The organism is Mesorhizobium sp. M2E.F.Ca.ET.209.01.1.1 (assembly GCF_004010375.2).
In the GTDB taxonomy this organism is placed as follows: Bacteria; Pseudomonadota; Alphaproteobacteria; order Rhizobiales; family Rhizobiaceae; genus Mesorhizobium.
Genome location: NZ_SADP02001034.1, coordinates 1 through 300 on the forward strand (window position 1 = coordinate 1; position 300 = coordinate 300).

The 300-nt window shown below is 60.3% G+C and carries 1 protein-coding gene; it reads left to right on the forward strand.

All coding sequences use genetic code 11. The features are described from left to right. On the forward strand, window positions 1-300 hold a 300-nt coding region (dctP, locus tag EN852_RS39005; RefSeq protein WP_189546627.1), incomplete at both ends, for a TRAP transporter substrate-binding protein DctP.

A 300-nucleotide genomic window follows, 5' to 3' on the forward strand; every position in this document is an offset into this window, starting at 1 on the left:
ATGATCTCGTCGGCCTCGCCTTCTACGATTCCGGCGCGCGCTCCTTCTACAACACCAAGAAGGACATCACCTCGATCGCCGACCTCAAGGGCATGAAGTTCCGCGTTATCCAGTCCGACGTGTTCGTCGACATGGTCAACGCGCTTGGCGCCAATGCCACGCCGATGGCCTATGGCGAGGTCTATTCGGCGCTGGAGACCGGCGTCATCGACGGCGCCGAGAACAACTGGCCGAGCTTCGAATCCGCCAAGCACTACGAAGTCGCCAAGCACTACACGATCGACCAGCACCAGATCGTGC